Origin of the sequence: Lentzea sp. NPDC051213 (assembly GCF_044455585.1) — a bacterium.
Lineage (GTDB): Bacteria > Actinomycetota > Actinomycetes > Mycobacteriales > Pseudonocardiaceae > Lentzea.
The window spans coordinates 736,179-757,783 of the sequence record NZ_JBITEX010000003.1; the positions used below are offsets into that span (position 1 = coordinate 736,179).

The window sequence follows — 21,605 nt, forward strand, 5'->3', positions numbered from 1 at the left end:
ACGATGGCCGACATCAGCACCTACCCCGGACTCAGGCACCTCAGAGGAGCCCCGACGGTCCACATCAGACACGTCAACAAGGGCAAGCTCGTCCACGAGGGCACCGGCCTGAGCTTCTGGTTCCGTCCCAGAGCCGCGGTGCTGAGCGAGGTCCCGGTGGACGACCGCGAGCTCCCCATGCTCTTCCACGCCCGCACGGGCGACTTCCAGGACGTGACGGTCCAGCTGACCGTCACCTACCGCTGCACGGACCCCGAGACCGCCACGGCCCGCATCGACTTCTCGATCGACCCCGACACCGGCACCTGGCGCCAGGACCCGTTGAGCCAGATCGCGAACACGCTGACCGAGAGCACCCAGCAGCACGCCCTCAAGATCCTCGCCACGCTCGACCTGGAGACCGCCCTGCGCACCGGCGTCGAACGGGTCAAGGAGGCCACCGCGAGCAACCTCACCGCGGCGCACATCGGCCTGGAGATCATCGACATCCGCGTGGTGGCGATCCGCCCCGACCCCGACATGGAGAAGGCCCTCCAGACCACGATCCGCGAGCAGGTCCAGCAGGAGGCCGACAAGGCCACCTACCAGCGCCGCGCCATGGCGGTCGAACGCGAGCGCGCGATCAGCGAGAACGAGCTGCAGAACCAGATCGAGCTGGCGAAGCGCGAAGAGCTGCTGGTCGTCCAAAGAGGAGCGAACGCCCTCAAGAAGGCCGAGGACCACGCCAGGGCCAGCCGGATCGCCGACGACGCCAAGGCCGACGGCATCCGCAAGCTCGCCGAGGCCGAGGCCGCCGGCGAGAAGGCCCGTCTGGACGCCTACCGGGACGTTCCTCAGGGCACGCTGCTCGCGCTCGCCGCCAAGGAACTCGCGGGCAACCTGCCGGAGATCGGCAGCATCACGCTCACGCCGGACCTGATCCAGCCGATCCTGCAACGACTCGCGCGATGAGCCTCGCGCCGAGAATTGTGCTGGTGCACCGGCGCACCGAGCTGACAGAGTTGCTGGCACGGCATGGCACCCGCGGCCAGGTCGAGTTCTTCCTGAAGTCCCGCAACAGAACTCTGGACGAGGTGGTGGACCGTGACCAGCAGGCCCGCAGGGCGTTGGGAGAGGTCGGTGCCGCGATCCCGCTCGACTGGCGCCGTGGTGTGGTCGAGAGGCAAGACCTGTCGCGGTTCCTGTTCTCGCCCGAGGACGTAGTCGTCATCGTGGGGCAGGACGGGCTGGTCGCGAACGTCGCCAAGTACCTCGACGGCCAGCCCGTGATCGGCATCAACCCGGAGCAGGGCGTGCTCGCGAAGCACGCCCCCGGCGAGGCCGCCGACCTCCTCCACAACACCGGGAACACCGAAGACCGCACGATGGTCGAGGCACGCTCCGACGACGGCCAGACCCTCCTGGCGCTCAACGAGATCTACGTCGGCCACCCGAGCCACCAGACCAGCCGGTACCGCGTGCACGGCGAACGCCAGGCGTCGTCCGGCATTCTCGTCGGCAGCGGCACCGGCGCCACGGGCTGGTGCAGTTCCGCCCACCGGGAAAGGAAAAGCCCGCTGCGACTCCCCGGGCCGACCGAGCACAGGCTCGTGTGGTTCGTCCGGGAGGCGTGGCCGTCGCCGAGCACCGGGATCGAGCACACCGAGGGCGAGATCACCGACGGGCCGCTGGACGTCGAGATCGAGTCCGACGGGATGGTGGCGTTCGGCGACGGCATCGAGAGCGACGCGCTACGCCTCGGCTGGGGCCAGCGGCTGAGCGTCGGACTCGCCACTCGCCGGCTCCGCCTCGTGTGCTGAACCGATCACCAGCAGGCACACGCCGGACAGCACGGCGCCGGCGATGAGGTAGCTCGCGATCGCCCAGGTTCCGGTGCGCAGCAACGACTGCGCGACCAGCGGAGCGAGCCCGCCGCCCAGCACGGCGCCCAGCTGGAAGCTCAGCGCCACCCCGCTGTAGCGCACGCGGGTGCGGAACAGCTCGGCGAAGTACGCGGCGGACGGGCCGAACAACGCCGCCGAGCCCACGAACCCGAGCACCATCGCGAACGTGAACCAGCCCGAGTTCGTCAGCCAGAACAACGGGAAGGCGAACGCGGCCTGGAAGATCGCGCCGCCGAACATCACCGGCAGCCGGCCGATGCGGTCCGACAGCCACGCGAACGCGGGCACCGCGATCACCTGCGCCAGCGCACCCACCACGGTGGCCACCAGCAGGTCGTCCGCCGAGATCTTCAACGCCGTGCGGCCGTACCCGATCATGAACACGCTCAGCACGTAGATGAAGATCGTGAAGCCGAGGTTCACGCCGGCACCGAGCAGCACGACCCGCCACCGCGTGCGCAGGACCTCGGCGATCGGCAGCCGGGACTTCTCGGCCTTCGCGAACTGCGGGCTCTCCGACACCCGCAGCCGGATGTAGAGGCCGATCCCGACCAGCACGATCGAGAACAGGAACGGCACCCGCCAGCCCCAGGTCAGGAAGTCCGGCCCGGAAGCGCGGGACGACAGGTACATCGCCAGGTTCGCGAGCACGAGTCCGACCGGCGAGCCGATGAACACCCAGCTGCCGTACCAGCCCCACCGTCCAGGTGGCGCGTGCTCGACGGCCATCAGCGACGCACCGCCCTGCTCGCCGCCCATGAAGAAGCCCTGCACGAGCCGCAGCAGCACCAGCAGCAACGGCGCGAAGATGCCCACCTGTGCGTAGGTCGGCAGCAACCCGATCAACGCGGTCGAGATGCCGGTGACCGAGAGGGTCACCACGAGCATCGAACGCCGCCCGATCCGGTCACCGAGATGCCCGATCACCGCGCCACCCAGTGGTCGCGCGAAGAAGCCCGCGCCGAACGTCGCGAAGGCGAGCAGCACGCCCACGCGCGAGTCGAACTGCGGGAAGAAGATCTTGTCGAAAACGAGCGCCGACGCCGTGCCGTAGAGCAGGAAGTCGTAGAGCTCGATCGTGTTACCGACCGCGGATGCCACCGCTACTTTGCGTACCCCCGTCATCGTTCCAGCCTGGTCGAGGGATTGACAGTGCGCAATGGTCCGGTCACCCTTCGTCCTACGTTCCTACTCTTCAGTAACGAGGTAGCAATGACGCGCCGAGTGACTGTTGTTTCCCTGCTCACAGCCCTGATAGCGACGTTTCTGGTCCCGCACGCCAGCGCCGCGCCGAGGTATCGGAACTACGTTTCACTAGGAGATTCCTTCGTCTCCGGACCGTTCATCCCGCTGCAACGACTCGACCCGCTCTCGTGCTTCAAGTCGACCCAGAACTACCCGTCGGTGCTGGCGAGGAAGCTGGGCATCGCGAACTTCACCGACATCTCCTGCGGTGGCGCCCAGACCAAGGACATGGCGGGCGTGCAGAGCGGAATCCCCGGCCAGTCCGTGCCTCAGCTGTCCGCGCTGAAGGCCGATACGGACCTCGTCACGCTGTCCATCGGCGGCAACGACATCGGCTTCATGGACATCATCCTGACCTGCGCGGGGAAGAGCCTGCTCGACCCGCACGGTGCGCCCTGCAAGGCGAACTACGGTGACGAGCTCGCCCAGCGCGTCGCCGCGACCGCGCCGAAGGTCGCCGAGGTGCTCAAGGGCATCAAGCAGCGCTCGCCCAAGGCCAAGATCGTGCTCGTCGGCTACCTGCGGATCCTGCCGCCGTCCGGGGGCTGCTGGCCGATCGTGCCCATCTCGAGGGGCGACGTCCCGTACCTCGACACCGTGCAGAAGCAGCTCAACGGAATGCTCGGTGCCGAGGCCGAGGCCGCCGGTGCCACTTTCGTGAACCCGTACGACATCAGCCTCGGTCGCGACACGTGCGCGGCACCGTGGGACAAGTGGGTCGAGGGCATCATCCCGACCAGCCTCGCGTTCCCGGTTCACCCGAATGCCAGGGGCATGGCAGCGGTGGGTAAGCAGGTCGCCGGAGTGCTCGGTTCCGGGCTCGCCGGGACGGAGTTCGACGGCGTCTAGTTGCACGTACTTGAGGCGGTTTACACGATCCGGTGTTACCGCCGAGTTGGTTGGAATTCCGGGTCCTTGCCGCGCCACAGTGTTGGCATGGCAAGGACCCGACTTTTGTTTGCCTGCCTCGCGCTCGCAACGCCGCTCGTTCCCGCGACGGCCACCGCGGCGCCGCTGCCCGCATCCGGCCTGGTGCTGTCGGTGCGGCAGGAGATGGGCACCTTCAGCACCACGCAGCTGTCCTGCGAGCCCGCAGGCGGACTGCACAAGAACGCCAAGGAGGCGTGCGCCGGCCTCGCTCCCGTCGAAGGTGACTTCACCAAGATGAGCCCGGGCGACGCCATGTGCACCATGGAGCTGAACCCGACGAAGGCGACGCTGCGCGGAAAGTGGCGCGGCAAGAAGGTCGACTTCCAGGAGGTCTTCTCCAACCCGTGCGTCATGCACGTGAACACCGGCAAGGTGTTCGAGTTCTAGACCGCGTTCGCCGGTGTCCCGCCGCACCGCCGTCGCGGCGGGGCACCGGCAACGCCCTTACTCGGGCAGACCCCAGGACGGTGCGGGTGCACCGACCACCGGTCCGACCTTCAGCTCCGGCTTGTCTCCCGCGCGGTGGATGACAGCTTCCTCACCGCGCTTCAGGTCGATGCGCAGATCTCCGTTGCCCAGCACCGAGAAGTGCTTCTGCCGGCCGTACCGATCGCGCACAACGGGGTCCTTGATGTCCGTGCGGACAACGCACGGCGCCCCGGCCTCGCTGCGCAGCCTGATCCACCGCGTGACGCCTTTCTGCCGCGAAGCGCTGAGCAGGAACGCGCCCTGCGTGCGGAAGTTGTCGAGCGAGATCTCGGGCCACGGCACCGCCGGGAACACGCGGATCACGCCACCCCAGCTCTGGCACAGCATGTCGTACATGGACTGCACCGCGGACAAGGGCGTCTCGATGACCGGACCGGACTCCTGGTACATCGTGTTCGGCTTGATGTACCGGCGCATCAGCTCGCCGAGGTAGAAGTCCGCCTTGTCACCGCGCAACATCTGCGCGCTGATCGACGCCGCACCCGTGAACGTGTAGCCCTGCAACGCACCCTCGAAGCTGACCCAGTGGTTCAGCGACGTCTCGATCAACTGGCGCTGCGCCGGGTCCTCCCAGGTCACCTCGTACAACGGGTAGATCTGCAGCAGGTGCGAGTAGTGCCGGTGCGACTTCGCGAACGGCACCCCGGCGCCGATCATGTAGCCGTTCTTGTCGACCGGGTACGGAGTGAGGTTCGCGAGCGTGTCCTGCCACTTCGGGATGAGCGGATCGTTGACGCGCAACGACTTCGCGGACTCGATCAGGGTCTGGCAGCCCCACCGGATCAGTGCGAGGTCGTAGTTGCAGTCCGCCGCGTTGACGCCGTACTCGGGTGAGAAGGTGAACGGCAGGTGCCACTTGCCGTCCGCGCCCTTCGTCAGGAAGTGGAAGTAGTAGTTGATGGCTCTGCGCAGCAACGGGAACAGCACGTTGCGCAGCACGCGGTCGTCCATCGTGTGCCGGTAGGTGAGCCAGACGTTGTGCAACGTCCAGGTCAGGTTGCCGACCTCGGGCGTCGGCACGTCCTTGCCGGGAATGCCCACGCCGTAACCGGAGTTGCCGATCCCCGCGCCGTTGTTCAGCACGGTGTCGGTGGTGCGCGGGATGCCGGCCGAGTCGTGCCGGTACTCCGCGGGCACCTGCTCGACGAGCACGTCGCGATACCTGTCGACGGAGTACGTGACGGCGTCGAAGTCGACGTGGTTGGAGCCGTGGATCAGCCAGTACTCCAGCTGCACGTTGAGGTTCCACCACGTGTTCGGCCACGGCGTGTTCTCGAGCCACGGCCCGCAGGTCGCGATGGCGGGTGCCTCCTTGCGCGCCGCGGACGCGAACTTGTAGAGCTGGATCCAGTAGAACGCCTGCAGCCGTTTGTCCGGAATGGACAGGAAGCTCTTGCGGTAGAAGTCGTGCCACCACAACCGGTGGTCGACGGCGAGCCCTTCGATGGAGCCGCACCGGACGTTGCCGATCGCCTTGCTCACCGCGGTTTTCGTCGGGTGTGACCAGGCGACGCTGGTGTAGAGCGTGCGACGGGTGCCACGGGTGACTTCGCGCCACGCCGTCACGTGCTCGCCGCCCGAGTTCAACGGCTGCACCGCGAGTTGCACGTCACCGCTGCTGGTGAGCTGGACGGGCGGGTTGTCGGTGAAGCCCGCGGGTGGCTGGCGGCCCCACTTCGGGTCGGTGCGCGGGCTGATCGCCTTGAGCGGGTGGAAGACCCACTTGAACGAGCGCTCGCCCTCGGTCGCCTGGACGTCGATGGCGTAGAGGTCGCGCTCGGTGTGGATGAACGCCCGGAGTCGCAGGCTGCCGGCGGCCGTGGTGATCGTTCCGGTGAGCTCCGCGTTCCACAGGTCGAGGCGCCAGTCGACGCCGGTGATCGCGCCGACGGGTTCGAGCGTGAAGTACCCGATGGGCAGCCGGGCGAGGCCGAACAGCGCCCCGAACTCCGGCCGGTGGTCCTGCACCTGGGAGTGCTGGACGTTGAACCTGATGGCGTTGGCGTTCGGCTCGGCGTAGATGCCGGACCCCAGGTAGCCGTTGCCGAGGTACGGACCCTCGTACCACGTCTTCGGCATCCTCTTCCAAATGAGATCCGATGACCCGAGGAAGTCTTGCCAGTTGAAGTCGTCCCGCGCGAACGCGCTGCCAGGGAGCAGCGCACTGCCCGCCACCCCAGCTAACGCGCCTCCGATCAGCGTGCGCCGGTTGAGTTCGACCACTTTCGGACACCTCACTTCGATGTGCGGTCATGTCAACGCGGGCGGCGATTCATCGGATCTTTCGTGACTGCCGTGCCTCAAGTCAAGGCCCGTGCATAGGCTTCGATCATGGGGGACTTCCTCGTCTACACGATCGGCTTCCCGATCACGTTCCTGCTGCTGGTCCTGGGCATGGCGCTGGCGGCGCGCCGAATTCTCGGCCTGCGCATCGGCCTGATCCGCACCGCGCTCGTGTGCCTGCTGGCGATGTCCATCGCGTCCACCGCGTTCGGCGAGACGACCGCCGAACCGTCGTCCGGGCTCGTCACGATCCAGCTCGGGCTGTCGCTGCTCGTGGTGATCGGGCTGCTGGCGTTCGCGGAGATCATCGTGCCGACCGGCTCGATCCCACCGCCGACGGAGTGGTGGGGCATGGCACGGCGGCGGATCGCGCGGACCCGGCGGTACTCGCGGATCACCGCGATCGCGTTCCGGCACGGGCTCGGGCCCTACCTGCGCGGCCGGGAGCGGACCTCCACCGGCCTGGCGCGGTCCTTGCGGCTGGCGTTGCAGGACGCGGGCGTCACGTTCGTGAAGCTGGGGCAGGTGTTGTCCACGCGGGCCGACCTGCTGCCGGAGGACTTCGTGGAGGAGCTGAGCCTGCTCCAGGACAGGGTGCCGCCGGCGTCCTGGGAGTCGGTGCGGGCCGTGCTGGACGCCGAGGTGGGGCTCGACTCCTTCACCTCGGTCGATCCCGAGCCGCTGGCCGCCGCCTCGATCGCCCAGGTGCATCGGGCGGTGCTGAAGTCCGGCGCCGAGGTCGTGGTCAAGGTGCAGCGGCCGGACGTGCGCGCGGTGGCCGAGGGCGACCTGGACATCGTCTCCCGGCTGGCGGAGACGTTGCAGCGCACGCGGTGGGGCTCGGCGCTGGGCGTCAGGGACCTGGCGGCGGGGTTCGCGGCGGCGTTGCGGGAGGAGCTCGACTTCCGGGTCGAGGCGCGCAACATCGCGGCGGTGTCGGCGGCCTCGGACGCGTCGGTCGGGCTGCCGAACGTCCACCTGTCGACCTCCCGCGTGCTCGTGATGGACCGGCTCGACGGCGTGCCGCTCAAGGGCGCGGCGGAGGACCTGGACCTCGCCAGGACGTTGCTGCGGTTCGTGCTGCGGCAGGTGATGCTGGACGGCGTCTTCCACGCGGACCCGCATCCGGGCAACGTGATGCTGCTGAGCGACGGACGGCTGGGGCTGCTCGACTTCGGCTCGGTCGGGCGGATCGACTCGGTCCTGCGCTCGGCCCTGCAACGGTTGCTGCTGGCGATCGACCGCAGCGATCCGGCGGGGCTGACGGACGCGTTGCTGGAGCTGACCTCACGGCCGGAGGACATCGACGAGCAACGGCTCGAACGCTCGCTCGGGCAGTTCATGGCGCGGCACCTGGGCGCGGGGATGCGGCCGGACGTGGAGATGTTCGGCGACCTGTTCCAGATCGTGTCGCGGTTCGGGCTGAGCATCCCGCCGGAGATCGCGGCGGTGTTCCGTGCGCTCGCGACGCTGGAGGGCACGCTGGCCGTGCTCGCGCCGGGCTTCAACATCGTGGTCGAGTCGCGGTCGTTCGCCGCCGAGCAGATCTCCGAACGGCTCACGCCGGAGTCGGTGCGGCACACGCTGACCGAGGAGCTCCAGGCGGTGCTGCCGATGCTGCGGCGGCTGCCGAGGCGGATCGACCGGATCACCGGCGCGGTGGAGCAGGGCCGGCTGAGCATGTCGATGCGACTGTTCGCCGACGAGCGCGACCGCTCGTTCGTGACCGGCCTGCTGCACCAGGTCATGCTGACCGCGCTGGGCGCGACCGCCGGCGTGATGGCTGTGCTGCTGCTGGGCTCCACCGGTGGGCCGCAGATCACGCCGGACGTGGGGTTGTACCAGGTGTTCGGCTACAACCTGCTGATCATCTCGATCCTGCTAGGCCTGCGCGTGGTCGTCACCGTGTTCAGGCCGCGGGCCTAGAACTGCCTCCGGTAGACGGACACGTCGTCACGCCACACGCCGAACTGATCAGGTGCCGATTGGACGATCGTCATCTCGTTGAGGTTGCCGAGGATCCGCCACGACCGGGCCATGGCCTGCGCGCCCGCGTAGGCGATCGTGCAGAACCGCCGCGGCTCGACGACCGTGCGCACCCGGTCGACCTTGCCGACGTTCATCGGCGTGTCCTGCCAGAGGTCCAATGTGTACCCCGTGCGGATGGGATCACCGGACCCCAGCACGCCTTCGATGCTCACGACGAGCCGGTCGCCCTCCAGGCGCAGGTCGTGGTGACCGCTGCGGGGAGGCACACCGCCGGTGTACGCGGAACGCGCCGGGTCGAGCACCCAGTGCCCGAGAAACGGCACGAGATCGTCACTCATGTGTGTCTCCTTCTCGGAACCTGCGCCACTGGCGGATTGTCCGGCGCATCGAGGTGGGCGACCATCACCCGATGAGTTATGAGACAGGCGTCCGGTGGAAGTGGATACCGGCCGTCGTGCTCGGCTTCGTGCTGCTGAGCTGGATCGTGTTCGAGGCACTCGACCTCATCGACTTCGAAGGTGTCGTGACGTGGGTGCGTGGCATCGACCCGGTGTGGGCGGCAGTGGCGATCTTCGCCCTGCTCGTCGTGGACGTGCTGCTACCCGTGCCGTCGACTCCGCTCATCGTGCTCGCGGGAACGGCACTCGGCCTGCCCGTCGGGCTGGCACTCGCGATCGTCGGGTCCCTGGGTTCCTCTGCCGCAGGGTACGCCCTCGGCCGGTATGCAGGCCCGTGGTTGGTGCGCCGGGTCGTGACCATTGACGAACTGACTGAAATGCGGCGCTGGGGCCGCCAGTTCGGTCCCTGGTTCTTCGGCGTGGCGCGCGGCATTCCGATGATGGCGGAGACCGTGTCGGTGTCGGCAGGCGTGTCCAGGGTGTCATTCCGGACTTTCATGCTGTTCACCCTCGTCGGAACCGTGCCGATTTGTTCCGCCTACGTGTTCGCGGGTTCGCAGGCGGACACCATGGAGCAGATCGTGATGATCAGCGCGGTCGGATTCCTGCTGACGGTGGGGCTGTTCTACCTGCTGCGCCGGCTCGTGAAGGCGGCGCCCTAGAAAAATCGCTGGCGCAGCGTGGTTGTATGAGTGTGCACCCGGTGCGAAGCCAGCGGTTACTTCGTCTCGAAAACGCAAACAACCCGTTGGCGACCTTGATCTCGGGAGCGCACAACTTCACACGTGGCCCGGTGCGAAGTGGGGGGTTACTTCCACTGTTAATGGGGCGGTCGCAGGTTCGAATCCTGTCAGCCATTCGGCTGTAGCTCAGTCCGGCAGAGCACCAAACACCTTCCGCGACTTTGATCTCGGGCCACGTGTGGAGTTCGTGGGCTCCCTTTTCTTTTTCTCTGAGGGGGGAAGAGCCGATGTCGAAGTTCAACATCTTCCGCGCGCGTCCGGCGGGCACCAGCCCGGTCGCCACGGCGCCGGCTCCGTCCGGCCGCACCTACGAGGGCGGCGACGGTTACGCCCGCGACACGAAGTCCGAGCTGTTCCTGCTCGCCGTGTCGAACATGGGCGGCGAGGACACCTTCTACGAGTCCTCGGACCAGCGTGACACCCGCTTCGCCCAGCTCGTCCACACCGCGGCGCTCGCGGATCCCGAGTGGACCGCGCGCCTGCTGAAGTGGCTGCGCAGCGAGGCCAACATGCGCACCGCGTCGCTCGTCGGCGCGGCCGAGTTCGTCCACGCACGGCTCGCGGCAGAGTCCGACGCGGGCGTCACCAACCGCGCGGTCGTGGACTCGGTGCTGCAGCGAGCGGACGAGCCGGGCGAACTCCTCGCCTATTGGACCGGCACGAACGGCCGGCGCGTGCCGAAGCCGATCAAGCGCGGCATCGCCGACGCCGTCGCTCGCCTCTACGACGAGCGCGCCGCCGTGAAGTGGGACAGCGACGCACGCGGCTTCAAGATGGCCGACGTGCTCAACCTCGTGCACCCGTCGCCACGCGCCGGCTGGCAGGGCGACCTGTTCGAGTACGTGCTCGACCGGCGCCGGGACGGCGACGCGGCGGTACCTGAGTCGCTGCGGGTGATCACGGCACGGCGTGAGCTGATGGCGTGGCCGGTCGAGGAGCGGCGTGCCCTGTTCGAGCGTCCTGACGCGGCCGACGTGCTGCGCCGGGTCGGGATGACCTGGGAGTCGGTGGCCGGGTGGCTGCAGGGACCGCTGACGAAGGAGGTGTGGGAGGCACTGGCGCCGTCCATGGGTTACATGGCGCTCCTGCGCAACCTGCGCAACTTCGACCAGGCGGGAATGTCCGACGAGGTCGCCGCGCAGGTGGCGGCACGCCTGGCCGACCCGGCTCAGGTCGCTCGCTCGCGCCAGTTCCCGTTCCGGTTCCTGTCCGCGTACGAGGCGGCACCGAGCCTGCGCTGGGGCCACGCCCTGGACCAGGCGCTGCAGGCGTCGCTCGGCAACCTGCCGGCTCTGCCCGGCCGGTCGCTGATCCTGATCGACACCTCGGCGTCGATGACGCACACCACGATCTCGGCGAAGTCCAAGGTCACCCCGGCCAAGGCCGCGGCGGTGTTCGGCGTCGCGCTGGGCGCGAAGGGTGAGCGGGTCGACGTCCACGGGTTCGCGGACGGCACGTTCCGGCACGACATCGCGCCGGGCGCGTCGGTGATCCGGACGGTCGACCGGTTCCTGAAGCGGATCGGTGAGGTCGGGCACGGCACCGACATCGCCGGGGCGCTGCGGCGGACCTACCGGGGCCACGACCGCGTGTTCATCATTTCGGACATGCAGACCCAGGGCCGGGGCGTCTGCAACGCCGTGCCGCGGCACGTGCCGATCTACGGCTTCAACCTGGCCGGATACCAGAAGGCCGCGTACGCCACCGGCAAGGCGAACCGGCACGAGTTCGGTGGCCTGACCGACGCGACCTTCCGGCTCATCCCCCTGCTCGAGGCAGGTCAGAACGCCGACTGGCCGTTCTGATGACCCCGAGATAGCGCTAACTTTCGGTTAGCGCTATCTCGGGGTATTCTCGGCCGGTGGAGTACAACGTGTTCGCGAAGGCGTGTCCGTCACGCCCGACGCTGGAGCACGTCACCGGCAGGTGGGGCAGCCTGACGATGGGCGTGCTCGTGGACGGTCCGCTGCGGTTCAACGAGCTGCGCCGCCGGGTCGACGGGGTCAGCGAGAAGATGCTGTCCCAGACGTTGCACGCGCTGGAGCGCGACGGCCTCGTGCACCGCGACGCGCAGCCGACGAACCCGCCGCGCGTCGACTACAGCCTCACGCCGCTCGGGCAGGAGACGGCCGAGCGGGTGCTCGCGCTGATCCAGCTCCTGGAGGCGCGGATGCCGGACGTGCTGGCGGCCCAGCAGGCGTACGACGCCCGCTGACCTGCCACTTCGCGCCGGACGAGCACTCGCTCGCTTGGCGGCGGCTCGCGCCCGCCGAGCCGATCCGGGAGTGGTTGCTCACCCCCGCACTGCGCGTGCGGCTGTCCGAAATGGACAACGAGCACGCGCAGTACGCGGCGATGCACATCGACGCGCTGGTGGAGATCAGCACTCGATGACGTTCACGGCGAGCCCGCCTCGAGCTGTCTCCTTGTACTTCACCGACATGTCCTTACCGGTGTCCCGCATGGTCTTGATGACCTTGTCCAGCGACACGAAGTGCGAACCGTCACCGCGCAAAGCCATGCGCACCGCGGTGATCGCCTTGATCGACGCGACGGCGTTGCGTTCGATGCACGGGATCTGCACCAGGCCGCCGATCGGGTCGCAGGTGAGGCCGAGGTTGTGCTCCATGGCGATCTCGGCGGCGTTCTCGACCTGTTCGGGGGTGCCGCCGAGCACCTCGGCGAGACCGCCGGCGGCCATCGAGCAGGCCGAGCCGACCTCGCCCTGGCAGCCGACCTCGGCGCCGGAGATGGAGGCGTTCTCCTTGAACAGCACGCCGATCGCGGCCGCGGTGAGCAGGAACTTGATCACGCCGTCATCCGAAGCGCCCGGCACGAACTTCGTGTAGTAGTGCAGAACCGCCGGGACGATGCCGGCCGCGCCGTTGGTCGGCGCGGTGACGACACGGCCGCCCGCCGCGTTCTCCTCGTTGACCGCCAACGCGAAGAGCGTCACCCAGTCCATGACGCGCAGCGGGTCGGTGACGAAGTGCTCTCGCTCCAGCGTCTTGCGCATTTCGGCGGCACGGCGGCGGACCTTGAGGCCGCCGGGCAGGATGCCGTGCTCGTTGCAGCCGCGTTCGACGCACTCCTGCATCACGTGCCAGATGTGCAGAAGTCCTTGGCGGATCTCGTCTTCGCTTCGCCACGACTGCTCGTTGGCCATCATGATCTCGCTGATGGACAGGCCCGTCTCGCGGCACCGCGCGAGCAGCTGGTCGCCGGTGAGGAACGGGTGCGGCAGCGGGGTGGTGTCCGGCTTGATCCGGTCGGTGCCCGACGCGTTCTCGTCGACGACGAAGCCGCCGCCGATCGAGTAGTAGACGGCGTGCTCGACCGACTCCTCGCCCCGGTACGCCTCGAAGCTCATGCCGTTGGGGTGCAACGGAAGCGACTTGCGCCGGTGCATGACGAGGTCGCGGTCGTGCACGAAGTCGATCTCGTGCACGCCGCCGAGCCTCAGCCGGTTGCCGGTGACGATCTCCTCGACGCGCCCGGCCGCGACCGCCGGATCGACTTCTTCCGGGTGGTTGCCCTCGAGGCCGAGGAAGACGGCTTTCGGGCTGCCGTGGCCGTGCCCGGTCGCGCCGAGCGAGCCGAACAGCTCGACGTGCACGCGGTCCACTTCGGACACTCGTGCACCGAGCTTCTCGACGAACATCGCGGCCGCCCGCATCGGGCCGACCGTGTGGGAGCTGGACGGTCCGATGCCGACGGAGAAAAGGTCGAAAACGCTGATCGCCACTGATCAGTCCTTCGTGGTGGTGGGGCGGTCAGTCAGTCTTGGTGAGCTCGGCGTACTTCGCCGACGTCAGGAGGTTCTCGGCCGACTCGACGCGCACGCGGAAGAGCCAGCCGGCGCCGTACGGGTCGTTGTTGACGATCGCCGGGTCGTCGACGACGGCCTGGTTGACCTCGAGGACCTCGCCGCTGACCGGGGAGTAGAGGTCGCTGACCGACTTGGTGGACTCGAGCTCGCCGCAGACCGCGTTCGAGACGACCTTGGTGCCGACCTCGGGGAGTTGCACGAAGACGATGTCGCCGAGCGCGTCCGCCGCGAACTCGGTGATTCCGCAGGTGAGCGGGTCCTGGGTACCCGGCGTCCAGTCGACCCACTCGTGCTCGACGGTGTAGAGCAGGTTCTCGGGGAACTCCACGGCGACTCCTCTGGCATCTCTGGCATCACGGCTCGGTCAGGAAACTTGCGCCCCCTCCGCCGTGCAGAGTTGCCTACCCCGAGCGGTCTTGCTGCCTGAGAGTGTGCGGGAGCTTGCCCCTTCGGCGCCCCGACTCGTTCGTCGAGGTCTCTCCCACTCGGGTTCTGATGCCAGTGGCATCGCGGCGATCTTCAGTTCTCGGAACGCCCGAACGCTATGTGCGGCCACCGCCAAGTGTCAACGCGAAGTGGGTTGACATGAATGAGGGAGCGGTCTCAGATGAAGGGAGACATCGGAGGTCTTATGAGGACAGCGCTCCCTGCCGCTCTGCTCGCCTCACTTCTCGTCGCACCGCTCCCCACCGCGAGTGCAGCGGAAGCTCCCCAGCCCATCCCCGTACCGATCAGCTCCCACTTCAACAACGACGGCATCGACTCCGCCGCCGACCGGACCGGCAACTTCGACGGTTCCGGTTACGCCTTCCCTGCGGAAGGACTCCCATCCGGGCAGGTCACAGCCGATTCCGTACCGTACTTGTTCCCGGAACATTCACAGTCGCGGCCCAACAACGTGGTCGCTCTCGGTCAGCGGATCGACCTGCCGCGCGGCCGTTACTTGACCGCGCACTTCCTCGTCTCGTCCAGCTACGGCACGGCGGGAGGCACCGTGACGGTGCATTACGCCGACGGGACGACGACCACCGGCGGACTGACCGGACCCGACTGGTACACGGGCAGTGGTCCGATCTCCGCTCCGTTCCGCTATTCGCCGGACGGAACCGACCAGCACCCTGTGTCGATCGGCACTGGTCAGGTGTGGACGGATCCCGCGCGGGAGGCCGTCGGCATCACGCTGCCGACCACGAACCCGGCCGTCGAGGGCAAGTCATCGCTGCACGTGTTCGCGCTGTCGTTGCAGCCGGCGGGCAAGGGCGAGGTGCTCGCGGTCCGTTCCGCGCGCAGCACGGCCAAGCTGCCTCGCGTGGGTGGCCAGACGATCGAGGCGACCGTCGTGAACCTCGGTGACCAGTGGATCTCGAACGTGTCGGTGCGCGCCGAGGGGCTGGGCGTCGTCACGCTGCAGCCGGCCCTGGTGAAACGCCTCGCTCCCGGCGAGGACGCGCGGGTGCGGATCGGCGTCCACGCGTACCGGACCGGCACGTTCGACGGGAAGGTCATCGCTCAGACTGCCCGTGTGACCGCCTCGCAGAAGGCCCGGTTCGTCCTGGGCGTGGCGGACTACCAGGCGACCGACGCGTCACTGGCCGCGCACGAGTCGCCGTACTGGTTCGACGACGCCAAGTTCGGCATCTTCATCCACTGGGGCCTGTACTCGGTGCCCGCGTGGTCGCCGCCGGGCGAGCAGTACGCGGAGTGGTACTGGCAGTGGATGCAGAACCCCTCGAACGCCGTGCACCCGTACCACGCGGCGACGCACGGGAAGGACTTCGCGTACGACCAGTTCATCCCGCAGTTCACCGCCTCGAAGTTCAACCCGCGCGAGTGGGCCGAGCTGTTCCAGGCCGCCGGCGCGAAGTACTACGTGCTGACCTCGAAGCACCACGAGGGCTTCGCGCTGTGGGACTCGAAGGTGTCCGGACGGGACTCCGTCGATCTCGGGCCCCGTCGCGACCTGGTGAAGGAGCTGTTCGACGCGTCGCGGAAGTACACGCCGGCCATGAAGAACGGTCTCTACTTCTCGATGCCGGAGTGGTTCAACCCGGACAACCCGTGGAGCGGCAACGCGCCGCGCAACCCGTACACGGGCGCTCCCGAGCCCTACACCGGCTACCAGGCCGGGCGGGACTTCGTGCGCGACTACCAGGCGCCGCAGATGACCGAGCTGGTCGACGGCTACGACCCGGACGTCATCTGGTGCGACATCGGCGGTGCGAACGACAGCCGCCGCGTGCTGGCCGACTACTTCAACAAGGCCAAGAACCGGGCGAAGCCGAAGGACGTGACGGTCGACGACCGGTGCGGCATCCCGACCCACGACTACACGACGCCGGAGTACGCGACGTACCCGAACACCGTGGTGAAGAAGTGGGAGGCCTCGCGGGGTCTCGACCCGCGCTCCTACGGGTGGAACCGGGCGACGCCCGACTCGATGTACATGACCGCGGACGAGGTGGTCGACACGCTGGTCGACACGACGTCCAAGAACGGCAACTTCCTGCTGGACATCGGCCCGCGGGCGGACGGTTCGATTCCGGAGATCATGCAGCAGCGGCTGCGCGAGACCGGTGCCTGGCTGAAGACCAACGGTGAGTCGATCTACGGCACGACGTACTGGTCGCGGATGGCCCAGCTCGGTTCGCTGCGGTTCACCGTGAAGCCGAACGAGGCGTTCTACATCACCTCGTTGGTCCAGCCGGGGTCACAGCTCGTGGTCGACGCTCCGGTGCCGCTCAAGGACGGCGACAAGATCACCTTGCTCGGCCATGACAGGCCCCTGAAATGGACCCGATCGGGTGGAAAACTGGTGGTCGACGTGCCTGCCGGCGTTGGCCAGCACGCATGGGTCTTCAAGGTGGCTTTGTCCTAGCAGAACAACCGGACAGTGACCGGATAGTGCGATCCGCACGGTGACATGACCTTCAGGCTGCCTCACATTGTGAGATGTCGGCCACCGAACGGAGGAGTCATCGTGCGGATCGCTGTTCCCCGCGAGATCAAGAACCACGAGTACCGCGTCGCCCTCACCCCTGCCGGTGCCCACGAACTGACCAGCCGCGGCCACGACGTCTACGTCGAGCAGGGCGCCGGTCTGGGCTCCGCGATCACCGACGAGGAGTACCTCGCCGCGGGCGCCAAGATCCTCCCCACGGCCGACGACGTCTGGGCCGAGGGCGACCTGGTCCTCAAGGTCAAGGAGCCCATCGCGGAGGAGTACCCCCGCCTGCGCGCCGGCCAGACCCTCTTCACCTACCTGCACCTCGCCGCCGACAAGCCGCTGACCGAGGCCCTGCTGGCCTCCGGCACCACGGCCATCGCCTACGAGACCGTGCAGCTCCCGAACCGCTCGCTGCCGCTGCTCGCCCCGATGTCCGAGGTCGCGGGCCGGCTGGCCCCGCAGGTCGGCGCGTTCGCCCTGATGAAGCCCTCCGGCGGCCGCGGCGTGCTGCCCGGCGGCGTCCCCGGCGTCGCCCCGGCCCGCGTGGTCGTGATCGGCGGCGGCGTGGCCGGCATCAACGCCGCCACCATCGCCGTCGGCATGGGCGCCGACGTCCAGATCCTCGACACCAACGTCGACCGCCTGCGCCAGATCGACGCCCAGTTCCAGGGCCGACTGCGCACGCTGGCGTCGAACGCTTTCTCTGTTGAGCAGGCCGTCCGCGAGGCCGACCTGGTCATCGGCGCCGTGCTCGTCCCCGGTGCCGCGGCCCCGAAGCTGGTCTCGAACGCGCTCGTCGCCGACATGAAGCCGGGCTCGGTGCTCGTCGACATCGCCATCGACCAGGGCGGTTGCTTCGAGGACTCCCGCGCCACCACGCACGCCGAGCCGACCTACGAGGTCCACAACTCGGTCTTCTACTGCGTGGCCAACATGCCGGGCGCCGTCCCGCGCACCTCGACCTACGCGCTGACCAACGTGACGCTGCCCTACGCGGTCGCGCTGGCCGACAAGGGCTGGGCGCAGGCGCTGAAGGACGACCGTTCGTTGGCCCTGGGCCTGAACGTCCACGCCGGCCAGCTCACCAACGGCCCGGTGGCCGAGGCGACCGGCCTCGTGCACACGCCGCTGGAGACCGTGATCTAACACAGGCCAACTGAATGAATGAGGCCCCCGCACGCGATCACGCTGCGGGGGTTTCGCCTATTCGGCGAGGGTGACGAGCTGCGGCCAGCCACCGAGGTGGCGGAACTGGCGCAGGTAGTGCTCGCACCGCCGGGCGAAGGTCAGGTCGCTGCGGGCCAGCCGGGTCGTCGCGATCACCCGCTCCGGTTCGTACGTCAGCGGCCGCACGATCGCGCGCTCCTCGTCGAGGTACTCACCGCCGCCGAGGTCGGCCGCGGCCACGGCGATCGCGATGCACAGCACCACGCTCACGCAGCTGATTCCGACGTTGTGGCGCGGGCAGACCGAGACGAGCACGGGCCGCGGGGCGACGTCGAGGAGCTCCTCCTGGATGAGCGTGCCGACCTCCGCGCCGTCTCCCGTGGCCAGCAGGACCTGGAAGTCGAAGTCCGGTCCGTGCCGTCTCGATGGTCAGCACCGGGGCGTTGGCTGTCAGCTCCGGAAGTTCGTCCAACGCCAGCAACTCGCGCAGCACCTCACGGGTGCGCTGCACCAGCGTCGCGACCTCGACCGGTCGCGTGATCTCGCCGTACAGGCTCCAGCTCATGACCGCGGCACCGCGACCCTCGCCCGGACGCCGTCGATCACGCAGTCCAGCCCGAACTCGAACTGCCCGTCCACCGACCACAGCGCGGGCTCGTCCAGCATCTCGACGTAGTGCGGGTGCCTGTCGCGGTACAGATCGGCGATCCTCGACATGTCCGGCGGCGCGACGTCCATCCTGCCGCTGCCGTTGAAGTTCACCTCGGCGATCGCGAACCCGATGACGAAGCTCGACACCGTCGACACCGACCGCGACGCCTCGACCACCGAAAGACCGGCCGCCCGCAGGCATTCGAGCATCGCGTCCGCCATCGCGACAGCGTTCGGGCCGATCGTCGCGAACTCGCCGATGTTGCGCACCCACCACGGGTGCCTGAGCGCGAGATGACGCAACGAGTGCATCATCCCGCGCAACGCCGTCTCCCAGTCGGTGCCGGACTCCGGCCGCCCGAACTCGCCCCAGACCTCGTCCAGGCAGAGTTCGAGCAACGCGTCCTTCGTCGGCACGTGCCAGTACAGCGACATCGGTGCCGCGCCGAGCTCGGCGGCGAGCTTGCGCATGGAGAGCTTCTGCAGGCCGTGTTCGTCCAGCACCTCCAGCGCCTTGCGGACGATGGCCTCCCGGCTCAGGCCGAGGGGCTGCCCGCTGCTGGGCCGGGGCTTGCCGAACCACACGCTGTCCACAGCAGCGATCCTAAGCACGCCGAAGCAACACGCTGGCCACAACACCTCCCAGGAACACGGCGATCGCACCGATCACCAGGCTCACGGTCATGCCGTTCGAGAACGCCTCACGCACGACCGTGAGATCCGCACCGCTGTGCAGTGCCTCGGACAGCGACCGCGACGGCACGCCGTCCGGCAGCGAAGCCGCGAACCGCGCCGACAGGAACGCGCCCAGCACCGCGATGCCGAACGACGCACCCAGCTCCGTCAGCGTGCTCGACAGGCCGGACGCGATGCCCGCGCGCTCCGGCGGGATGGCGCCCATCAACGCGTTGACCGCAACCGGTTGTGCGACACCGACACCGACGCCGATCAGGATCAGCCCGGCCAGCGTGGGCGGGTAGGTCGCGCCGATCGAGAGCAGCACCACGCCGCCCGCGACGATCGTCATGCCGAGCAGCATCGCCTTGCCGGCGCCCAGCTTCAGCACGAGCTGGCCGAGGGTGTTGCTGGTGACGAGCAACGCGATCGCCATCGGCGCGACGCGCACCCCCGCCTCCAGCGGGCTGTAGCCGAGCACGCCCTGAAGGTGTTGCGTCAGCAGGAAAAGCGAGCCGGCCATGCCGAACGACGCCAGCACGCCCGACGCCACCGCGCCGGTGAAGCGGCGATCCTTGAAGAACCCGAGGTCCAGCATCGGTTCCGCGGTGTGCCTCTCCCACAACGCGAACGCCGTCATGGTGACGAGCCCGAGCGCGAGCGGCAGACCGAACTCCAGCGAGCCGAAACCGTTCTCCGGCACCGAGATCACCGCGTACACCAGCGAGACCATGCCGATGATCGACAGGATCGAGCCGAGGACGTCCGGCCTGCGCACGGTCGGATCCTTCGACTCCGGCACGAGTGCCGCCACGGCCGCGATCGCGAGGACCGCCACCGGGACGTTGATCAGGAACACCGAGCCCCACCAGAAGTGCTTGATCAGCGCGCCACCGATCACCGGTCCGGCCGCGAAGCCGAGGCTGGTGACCGCGGCCCAGATGCCGATGGCTTTAGGGCGTTCCTTCTCGTCGAACAACTGCATCAGCACGGCCAGCGTGCCGGGCATCAACATGGCGGCGCCGATGCCCATGAAGCCGCGAGCGGCGATCAACGCCTCGGACGAACCCGCGTAGGCCGCGACGGCGCTGCCAGCGCCGAAGAGCGCCAGCCCGGTCAGAAGTGCGCGCTTGCGGCCGAAGCGGTCGCTCAGCGAGCCGGTCGTCAGCAGCAGCCCGGCCAGTGCGAGCGAGTAGGCGTTGATCATCCACTGGATGTCCGCGGTGCTGGCGCCGAGACCAGTGGAGATCGACGGGATCGCCACGTTCAGCACGGTGTTGTCGAGCACCACGACCATCACGGACAGGCAGAGCACGCCGAGCACGGCCCAGCGCTGCGGGTGCGGCTGCACCCCGACCTTCTCGGTCGTTGAAGTCATCTCGTCCCCCTTACGGTGTACGAGCAACTTACAGTGTACGAGGCCTCAGGGCGCAAGAGGATTTCACTGAGGGAAGAAGAGAGAGCTTGCGGGGGTTTGTCACCCGGATACGTAAAGGGCGGCCGCGCTCAACCAGCCTGGGGGTCACTGGGAGCGGGGCCGCCGTAATCAAATATAGCGGGCCGATGGCAGCGGCGCCCAGCACCCCCGCCCAAACGCGACCCAAAAGTTTCCCCGACTGGACCACCGCCCGTGTTCGGCCCGTCCAGCAAACGAGTGAATTCCCCGCGGGACGGTGCGCCGAGCAGGGCCGACGGCCGATGAAGACGGAGTCGGGTGTCCCTCGAAGGGAGATTCCATGGCTGAACCACAGGGATGGATCCACTGCCACGACCCGTTCGGTCGGGACAGATCGATGACCGTTCTGGTCGAGAACGACCGAGTTCTGCTGGTCGCGCCGCCCGGCGAGACCGCTGTGATGTCCGCCACTCAGACGCGTCGACTGGGCTCTTTGCTCGACCAGGCCTCGGCGAAGATGTGATGGACGAGACCCTGCGCGACGCGGTGCTGCAACGTCTGGCACTGCTCGACAAGGTGGCCGAGCACGGCGAGGCCGAGGCGCTGGTTCCGCTGGCACGCGCGGAGATCCACCGCCTGGCGGACGGCTGGCGTCTGCTGCTGACGGTCCACCAACCCGACGAGGACGGCCGCTGCAAGGCCTGTCCCGGCTGGCTGCGCCGCCGCCGGTGGCCGTGCCAGATCTGGAACATGGCGCACCAGCACCTGATCGGAGAGGGCCTGCCGCATCGCGAGCGCCGCAAGCCGTTGCGCAACCCTTTCACCCGATCGGGCACGATCGACGAACTGCCCGTGGAAGCACCCGCAGAGCTCACCGCTGAGCTGCCGATCTTGACCGACGCACCGCCCGTGGTGCACCGCGCTCCCGTGGTGACTCGGCCGAAGCACGCCTTGCCCGACTGACCTGTCGGGCAGGATGGGTC

General features: G+C 68.2%; 20 protein-coding genes and 1 riboswitch. Of the genes, 12 read left to right on the plus strand and 8 right to left on the minus strand.

Annotated features, from left to right (window positions below; translation table 11 throughout):
* Window positions 1-3 precede the first annotated feature (3 nt).
* Both ACIA8G_RS16475 and ACIA8G_RS16480 read left to right on the plus strand, forming a co-directional pair.
* On the plus strand, window positions 4-951 hold the full coding sequence (locus tag ACIA8G_RS16475) for an SPFH domain-containing protein (RefSeq protein ID WP_396419315.1): 948 nt from the start codon (window positions 4-6) through the stop codon (window positions 949-951).
* On the plus strand, window positions 948-1,799 hold the full coding sequence (locus tag ACIA8G_RS16480) for a hypothetical protein (protein WP_396419316.1): 852 nt from the start codon (window positions 948-950) through the stop codon (window positions 1,797-1,799). The genes ACIA8G_RS16475 and ACIA8G_RS16480 overlap by 4 nt, the downstream gene beginning before the upstream one ends.
* Here the strand turns inward: ACIA8G_RS16480 and ACIA8G_RS16485 are convergent.
* On the minus strand, window positions 1,731-3,008 hold the full coding sequence (locus ACIA8G_RS16485; protein WP_396419317.1) for an MFS transporter: 1,278 nt from the start codon (window positions 3,006-3,008) through the stop codon (window positions 1,731-1,733). The genes ACIA8G_RS16480 and ACIA8G_RS16485 overlap by 69 nt on opposite strands.
* 87 nt (window positions 3,009-3,095) lie before the next feature.
* Here ACIA8G_RS16485 and ACIA8G_RS16490 point away from each other — a divergent pair, with 87 nt between their 5' ends.
* On the plus strand, window positions 3,096-3,977 hold the full coding sequence (locus ACIA8G_RS16490; protein WP_396419319.1) for an SGNH/GDSL hydrolase family protein: 882 nt from the start codon (window positions 3,096-3,098) through the stop codon (window positions 3,975-3,977).
* Between the two features lie 87 nt (window positions 3,978-4,064).
* Window positions 4,065-4,445, plus strand: a complete 381-nt coding sequence (locus ACIA8G_RS16495; protein WP_396419320.1) for an SSI family serine proteinase inhibitor — start codon at window positions 4,065-4,067, stop codon at window positions 4,443-4,445.
* Between the two features lie 57 nt (window positions 4,446-4,502).
* Here ACIA8G_RS16495 and ACIA8G_RS16500 read toward each other — a convergent pair whose 3' ends face one another.
* Window positions 4,503-6,770 (minus strand): glycosyl hydrolase family 95 catalytic domain-containing protein, encoded by a 2,268-nt coding sequence (locus ACIA8G_RS16500; RefSeq protein ID WP_396419321.1) that lies wholly within the window; start codon window positions 6,768-6,770, stop codon window positions 4,503-4,505.
* A 108-nt stretch (window positions 6,771-6,878) separates the two neighbouring features.
* Between ACIA8G_RS16500 and ACIA8G_RS16505 the strand changes: the two genes are divergently transcribed.
* A complete protein-coding gene (locus ACIA8G_RS16505) occupies window positions 6,879-8,756 on the plus strand; it encodes an ABC1 kinase family protein (protein WP_396419323.1) in 1,878 nt (625 codons plus the stop codon).
* Here ACIA8G_RS16505 and ACIA8G_RS16510 read toward each other — a convergent pair.
* Entirely contained in the window at window positions 8,753-9,157 is a 405-nt protein-coding gene (locus ACIA8G_RS16510) for a hypothetical protein (protein ID WP_396419324.1), read from the minus strand. The two genes, ACIA8G_RS16505 and ACIA8G_RS16510, sit on opposite strands and share 4 nt — an antisense overlap.
* Before the next feature lie 71 nt (window positions 9,158-9,228).
* Between ACIA8G_RS16510 and ACIA8G_RS16515 the strand changes: the two genes are divergently transcribed.
* The 3 genes from ACIA8G_RS16515 (at window position 9,229) to ACIA8G_RS16525 (ending at window position 12,175) form a co-directional block, all read left to right on the plus strand.
* Window positions 9,229-9,879 carry a TVP38/TMEM64 family protein gene (locus ACIA8G_RS16515; RefSeq protein WP_396419325.1) on the plus strand — a complete coding sequence of 217 codons (651 nt, stop codon included), beginning with the start codon at window positions 9,229-9,231 and terminating at the stop codon, window positions 9,877-9,879.
* A gap of 308 nt (window positions 9,880-10,187) precedes the next feature.
* Window positions 10,188-11,765 carry a TROVE domain-containing protein gene (locus ACIA8G_RS16520; RefSeq protein WP_396419326.1) on the plus strand — a complete coding sequence of 526 codons (1,578 nt, stop codon included), beginning with the start codon at window positions 10,188-10,190 and terminating at the stop codon, window positions 11,763-11,765.
* Between the two features lie 56 nt (window positions 11,766-11,821).
* The gene (locus tag ACIA8G_RS16525; RefSeq protein WP_396419327.1) at window positions 11,822-12,175 is read left to right on the plus strand and encodes a winged helix-turn-helix transcriptional regulator; all 354 of its coding nucleotides are present in this window, start codon (window positions 11,822-11,824) and stop codon (window positions 12,173-12,175) included.
* A 165-nt stretch (window positions 12,176-12,340) separates the two neighbouring features.
* Here the strand turns inward: ACIA8G_RS16525 and ACIA8G_RS16530 are convergent, their stop codons facing one another.
* Both ACIA8G_RS16530 and gcvH read right to left on the minus strand, forming a co-directional pair.
* The gene (locus ACIA8G_RS16530; RefSeq protein ID WP_396419328.1) at window positions 12,341-13,705 is read right to left on the minus strand and encodes an L-serine ammonia-lyase; all 1,365 of its coding nucleotides are present in this window, start codon (window positions 13,703-13,705) and stop codon (window positions 12,341-12,343) included.
* 28 nt (window positions 13,706-13,733) lie between these two features.
* Window positions 13,734-14,117 carry a glycine cleavage system protein GcvH gene (gene gcvH / locus ACIA8G_RS16535; protein WP_396419330.1) on the minus strand — a complete coding sequence of 128 codons (384 nt, stop codon included), beginning with the start codon at window positions 14,115-14,117 and terminating at the stop codon, window positions 13,734-13,736.
* Window positions 14,118-14,190: 73 nt separating this feature from the next.
* A riboswitch (glycine riboswitch) is annotated at window positions 14,191-14,283 on the minus strand.
* Between the two features lie 137 nt (window positions 14,284-14,420).
* On the opposite strand from gcvH, the gene ACIA8G_RS16540 reads away from it, so the two are divergent.
* Together ACIA8G_RS16540 and ald are read left to right on the plus strand one after the other, a co-directional pair.
* Complete coding sequence (locus ACIA8G_RS16540; protein WP_396419331.1) at window positions 14,421-16,664, plus strand: alpha-L-fucosidase; 2,244 nt, start codon at window positions 14,421-14,423, stop codon at window positions 16,662-16,664.
* Window positions 16,665-16,766: 102 nt separating this feature from the next.
* The gene (ald, locus tag ACIA8G_RS16545; RefSeq protein WP_396419332.1) at window positions 16,767-17,879 is read left to right on the plus strand and encodes an alanine dehydrogenase; all 1,113 of its coding nucleotides are present in this window, start codon (window positions 16,767-16,769) and stop codon (window positions 17,877-17,879) included.
* Window positions 17,880-17,936: 57 nt separating this feature from the next.
* On the opposite strand, the gene ACIA8G_RS16550 is transcribed toward ald, so the two are convergent.
* The 3 genes from ACIA8G_RS16550 to ACIA8G_RS16560 form a co-directional block, all read right to left on the minus strand.
* Window positions 17,937-18,170 carry a hypothetical protein gene (locus tag ACIA8G_RS16550; RefSeq protein ID WP_396419333.1) on the minus strand — a complete coding sequence of 78 codons (234 nt, stop codon included), beginning with the start codon at window positions 18,168-18,170 and terminating at the stop codon, window positions 17,937-17,939.
* 291 nt (window positions 18,171-18,461) lie between these two features.
* Window positions 18,462-19,145, minus strand: coding sequence for a TetR/AcrR family transcriptional regulator (locus tag ACIA8G_RS16555; RefSeq protein WP_396419334.1), 684 nt, complete (start codon window positions 19,143-19,145; stop codon window positions 18,462-18,464).
* A 10-nt stretch (window positions 19,146-19,155) separates the two neighbouring features.
* Entirely contained in the window at window positions 19,156-20,604 is a 1,449-nt protein-coding gene (locus ACIA8G_RS16560) for an MFS transporter (protein ID WP_396419336.1), read from the minus strand.
* Between the two features lie 358 nt (window positions 20,605-20,962).
* Between ACIA8G_RS16560 and ACIA8G_RS16565 the strand changes: the two genes are divergently transcribed.
* Both ACIA8G_RS16565 and ACIA8G_RS16570 read left to right on the plus strand, forming a co-directional pair.
* Window positions 20,963-21,145, plus strand: a complete 183-nt coding sequence (locus ACIA8G_RS16565; protein ID WP_167979970.1) for a hypothetical protein — start codon at window positions 20,963-20,965, stop codon at window positions 21,143-21,145.
* A complete protein-coding gene (locus ACIA8G_RS16570) occupies window positions 21,145-21,585 on the plus strand; it encodes a hypothetical protein (RefSeq protein ID WP_396419338.1) in 441 nt (146 codons plus the stop codon). The genes ACIA8G_RS16565 and ACIA8G_RS16570 overlap by 1 nt, the downstream gene beginning before the upstream one ends.
* Window positions 21,586-21,605 lie beyond the last annotated feature (20 nt).